The organism is Tardiphaga sp. (assembly GCF_025356345.1).
GTDB lineage: Bacteria > Pseudomonadota > Alphaproteobacteria > Rhizobiales > Xanthobacteraceae > Tardiphaga.
On the sequence record NZ_JANXTC010000372.1, the window covers coordinates 1 to 4,638 of the forward strand.

The 4,638-nt window shown below is 66.1% G+C and carries 5 protein-coding genes; 3 read left to right on the plus strand and 2 right to left on the minus strand.

The annotated features are described in order from the left end of the window. Positions 1 to 1,331 (minus strand): pseudouridine synthase (locus Q0S16_RS22605; RefSeq protein WP_295853409.1); only part of this gene is annotated, 1,331 nt, incomplete at its 3' end. A 909-nt stretch (positions 1,332 to 2,240) separates the two neighbouring features. After that, entirely contained in the window at positions 2,241 to 2,495 is a 255-nt protein-coding gene (locus Q0S16_RS22610; protein WP_295853414.1) for a hypothetical protein, read from the minus strand. Positions 2,496 to 2,518: 23 nt separating this feature from the next. Here Q0S16_RS22610 and Q0S16_RS22615 point away from each other — a divergent pair, with 23 nt between their 5' ends. From Q0S16_RS22615 to Q0S16_RS22625, 3 genes are all read left to right on the plus strand, one after another. Then, on the plus strand, positions 2,519 to 2,791 hold the full coding sequence (locus Q0S16_RS22615; RefSeq protein WP_295853417.1) for a hypothetical protein: 273 nt from the start codon (positions 2,519 to 2,521) through the stop codon (positions 2,789 to 2,791). Positions 2,792 to 2,904: 113 nt separating this feature from the next. Beyond that, positions 2,905 to 4,038 (plus strand): helix-turn-helix domain-containing protein, encoded by a 1,134-nt coding sequence (locus tag Q0S16_RS22620; RefSeq protein ID WP_295853420.1) that lies wholly within the window; start codon positions 2,905 to 2,907, stop codon positions 4,036 to 4,038. 101 nt (positions 4,039 to 4,139) lie between these two features. Next, positions 4,140 to 4,638: acyltransferase family protein (locus Q0S16_RS22625; RefSeq protein WP_295853423.1), on the plus strand; the 499-nt coding region annotated here is incomplete at its 3' end.

The window sequence follows — 4,638 nt, forward strand, 5'->3', positions numbered from 1 at the left end:
ACCCAGGCCAGTTTTTGCGCGGAGGTTTCGACCACCGCGTAATAAGTGACGGCATGGCTGGCGCCCTCGTCGCCATGCTGGGCGACGCGCATGATGGTGTCTTCCTCGTTCTCTTCCTTGGCGAGATAGGTCGAGATCCGGCCCTGCTTCGGCTTCGGCACGCCGGCGACCAGCGCCCAGTAGATCTTGCGCGCCGAGCGTTCGCGGAACGAGCCGGTGAGTTTGGTCGCGGCGAAGCGCGTCTTGGCGATCAAGAGGCAGCCGGCGGTGTCCTTGTCGAGGCGATGCACCAGCCGTGGCTTCTGACCCTTGGCATCGCGCATCACTTCCAGCATGCCGTCGACATGGCGCATGGTGCCGGAGCCGCCCTGCACGGCGAGGCCGGCCGGCTTGTTCAGCACCATGACGTCGGCGTCCTCGAAGATGATCATCTCCTTGAGCGCTTCCAGCGTCTTCTGCGCCGCTTCCGACAGTTCGCCACCGCCGACCTTGGGCGCGTCGAGTTTCAACGGCGGAATGCGGACGGTCTGGCCCTCTTCCAGCCGGTCCTTGCTATCGGCCCGCTTGCCGTTGATGCGCAGCTCGCCTTTGCGGACGATGCGCTGGATGTGGGAAAACGACAGGCCCTCGAAGCGCGCTTCGAGGAAGCGGTCGACGCGCATGCCGGCCTCGTCGGCGGTGACGACGGCCATCTCGACCGCGGTCGGCAGCGGCGCCTTTGGCACCACGATCTTGGGCTCCGGCACGAAGGTGTCGGGATCATAGGGCGGGCGTTCGTGCTTGGGCTCGCGCGGCGCCGAGCTGCGCGCCGGCGGCCGGCCGCCACGCGACATCGGGCGGTCATTGCCGGGCCGCTCGCTGCCAAAACGCTCGGTTCGCTGCGGGCGCTCGGTTCGTTCGGGACGGCTGCCGGCACGCTCGGGGCGCGCATCGCGGGCCGGACGCTCGCCGCGCTCCGGGCTCTCGAAACGGGTATCGCGCGGCTCGCTCGGGCCCCATTCGTGGCGATCCAGCGCGGCATCGATGCGGTTGCGCGACGGACGCGCGGAGGTCGGGCGATCGCCAAAGCTGCGCTCGGATTTGCCGCGCTCGGCGGCGTGTTCGGTTCGCGGACGAAACGCCGGCCGCACGGATCGTTCCGGACGCTCGGCCCGCTCGGGGCGACCAGCCGGGCGCTCGCGCACTGGCCGCGCGCTCTGCGGACGCTCGCCATAACCGCGCTCGGGAGATCGCTCGGCGCGCTCCGGACGCTCGGCACGCTGCGGCCGTTCCGACCGCTCGAATCGCTCCGGGCGCTCGCCGGCGCGCTCGCGCGGCGGTCGGGCACTCATCGGCCGATCGCTCTTGATGCGCCCGGCCTTGCCGAAGGACGGCCGCTCATTGTCCGAACGGGCCGCCTTGGCACCGGCAGCCTTCGTACTGGCAGACTTAGTACTGGCAGACTTGGGACGCCCCGGCTTGGGACCGCTCGTCGTCGTGCCGGCCGTTTTCGGCCGCCCGCCCTTGCCGCGCGGACCGGCGGGTCCACGGGATTTGACCAAAGGTTTCTTGTCGCGACGGCTCATGGGGTAGCTCCGGGAGAATGGCTTTGCGTAGCGCATAAGTGATCGGGGGTCACGGTGTAATCGCCTTTTCGGGCAACCGTTTACGTTCCCGCGGCGGCGAAGGCCCGGGTTTTGCCGGTATTCCGCCCCTCGACCCATGAGGGGTGGTGGCGCGCCTTCGAGGCGCGATGGGGTAGCGTGGGTCGCGATCCGCTTCGCCGTTGCCGGCGAGCTGCAATCGCGTCGCCTCTCGGCGCGCCACCGCGGCGTCTTTCAGGCTCCGGGGCCGTACTTCCGGGCCAGCCCGTGGCTTGCGCCACTCCGGCGGGATTTCCCCGCCTTTCGCTGTCCGCGTCCAGCCATTCAAGGCAGGCCCCCTTAGTAGGGCCGGACGGCCACCCGGGCCTCCCGAGTGCGTGGGGATACGTCCTCCCCCCGCCCGCGGGCGCCGCCTCCCGCCCCACTCCAAGACGCCTCATGAAGCGCCCCTCATGGACAGGACAGGTTTAGATTATAGTCTTGTAGGATTTTTGTCAATATGGAAATTGAAGCGTTGGATGGGTTGAGCCCTTGCGAAACCCATCACGTCAATGCCAGGCAATGATGGGTTTCGCTGCGCTTTACCCATCCTACGCCCTTACGTCAGCGTTGATCGCGCGGCGGAATTCCCGAAGCCCTGGCACCGGCGGATGCAGCCTATCGGATCAGGCGATCGTAGTCGGCATGGCTGCCGATCCAGAACCAGAGGTAGCCGCCCTCCACTTCGATGGCGAAAGCCCGATGGCGCAATCCGATGCGGGCCGACCAGAAGCGGCCGACCTTCTTGAACTGCAGCGATGCATGGCGCGGATCGGTCTTGAGCAGCGCGTAGTTGGCGTCTGGGTGACGCCTGACCGTCGACGGCAAGGCGTCATAAGCCGCCCAGAAACGCGGCGAAGCGTGATGTTTCACAGCTCGCGGGACTGGCCCGCCTGATGCGCGGCAAGCGCTTCCTCGGCCAGCGCATCCAGCCTGCCTGTAACCGCGTCCCGGGCGACAGCGGCATCGAAATGCCCGGCATCGAAGGCCGCGAACCAGGCACGGAACCGCGCCAGCTCTGGCGCGGCCAGCCGTTCAACGGCTTTTTCGATGTCTTCAGCAGTGGTCATGACGACAATCATTCTATCAGTGGGCTGCCCGGCTGTCAGCAGCGGCTTGTCACCGTCGAAACTGACGTCAAGCGCGGCTCGAAAAACACCGCGCTTTGATAATGGCTGCGGCTCATTCAATGGGGCACGTCGCTTGAAATATCCACGAGCTGATAGCACAGACCGTAAATCGGCTGCTATCCTCGGACTTCACCGACAAGGAACGCTCGGCAGTGAACGGCATCGGACTCATCGCCCTCGACCTTGGCCTGCGCGGCGCCGCCGCCGGGCTGTTCCTGATGACCGTAGTGGTGCTGCTGCGCGTTCGGCCGTCGGATCAGCTCAAACTGCTCGGCGCGGCGATGGCTACCGGCGGCGCGGCCTATGCCATCGCCACCGCGCCATTCGTGCCCAAGGCCACGCAGATCTGGACCGTGCCGTTCCTCGCCACCAATCCGGTGATCTTCTGGCTGTGGGCGCGGGCAGCTATCGATGATGAGTTCGAATTGCGGCGCTGGCACGGTCTGCTGTGGCTGGCCGTTGTGGCGCTCGGGTTCTCGGTGTTCCTGACATGGACCATCTGGCCGATCTTCGCCAAGGCCGCCGCACGGTCGCTGTCGGTGATCGCGCTGGTGATGTCGTTCGCCGCCGCGGTCCAGACGGTGCGGACATGGAGCACCGACCTGGTCGGTGGCCGACGCCAGCTACGCGCCGCGGTCCTGATCCTGTCGCTGATGTTGATCGTCCCGATCACCGCTACGGACCTGATGTCTGTTTCGGTCGCGAGCTATGGGATTCCCGGCAGCCTGCTCAGCGCTGCCAGCCTGGCGGCATTGGCCGCTCTGGCGGGAGCCAGTCTGTTCTATCCGCGGCCGGCCAGCCCGATGGTCGCCGCGGCAGCCGCCTCTCGCCATGCCGGTCGGCTGGCCCGCATCGAGCCCCGCACAGATAACGGTAACAGTCAGGTCGCGCCGCACCTGTTGCGCCGCCTCGACCATCTGATGATTGTCGAGCGGGTCTACCGGCAGGACGGCGTCACCATCGCCTCGCTGGCGGCACAACTCGACCTACCGGACTACCGGCTGCGCCAGATCATCAACGAAGGGATGGGCTACCGCAACTTCAATGCGTTCCTGAACCGCTACCGGCTCGACGATGCCAAGGGCGCATTGTCCGACCCGAGCCAGCGCGAGGTGCCGGTGCTGACCATCGCGCTGGATGCCGGCTTCCAGTCGATCGGTCCCTTCAACCGCGCCTTCAAGGCCGATACCGGCATCACGCCGACCGAATTCCGGCGTGACGCCCTCGCCAGATTGCAAGCCATCAGATCGGAAGGCGACGATCTAAAGATCGGCCAGTCGGGCTGAGAAATCGGTTAGCCGAATTCTGGATCGGGCAAGAAGGGAGTTGCACGGTGTTGCATATTGCAACGACCACCCGATTCCTTCGTCCCAGTCCTGAGGCTTCCATGGCGAATGTCGAGCAAGCACCGGAGCGGCTGCACGCCCTGGACGCGGTCAGGGGCTTTGCCCTGCTGCTCGGCATTGTCCTGCACGCGACGCTGTCGTTCATGCCGACCGGACCATCTCGGGTCTGGATCATCCAGGATATTCATCCCAGCATCACGCTGGGCGTGCTGTTCTTTGCCATCCACGTGTTCCGGATGACGACCTTTTTCCTGATCGCCGGCTTCTTCGCGCATTTGAGTTTCCATCGCCGCGGCGCCTCGGGCTTCATCAAGGACCGGTTGCAGCGCATTGCGCTACCCCTCGTGATCGGCTGGCCCATCCTGTTCGCCGCGATGGCGGCGGTCACCTTCTGGGCCGCCAACTTTCCCAATGGCGGGCCACTGCCCGGCCCGTCACGATGGCCGCCGGTGCTGCCGAGATTTCCCCTCACCCATCTCTGGTTTCTCTATGTACTGCTGGAATTATATGCCGCTGTGCTGGTGGCGCGCGCCGGCGTGG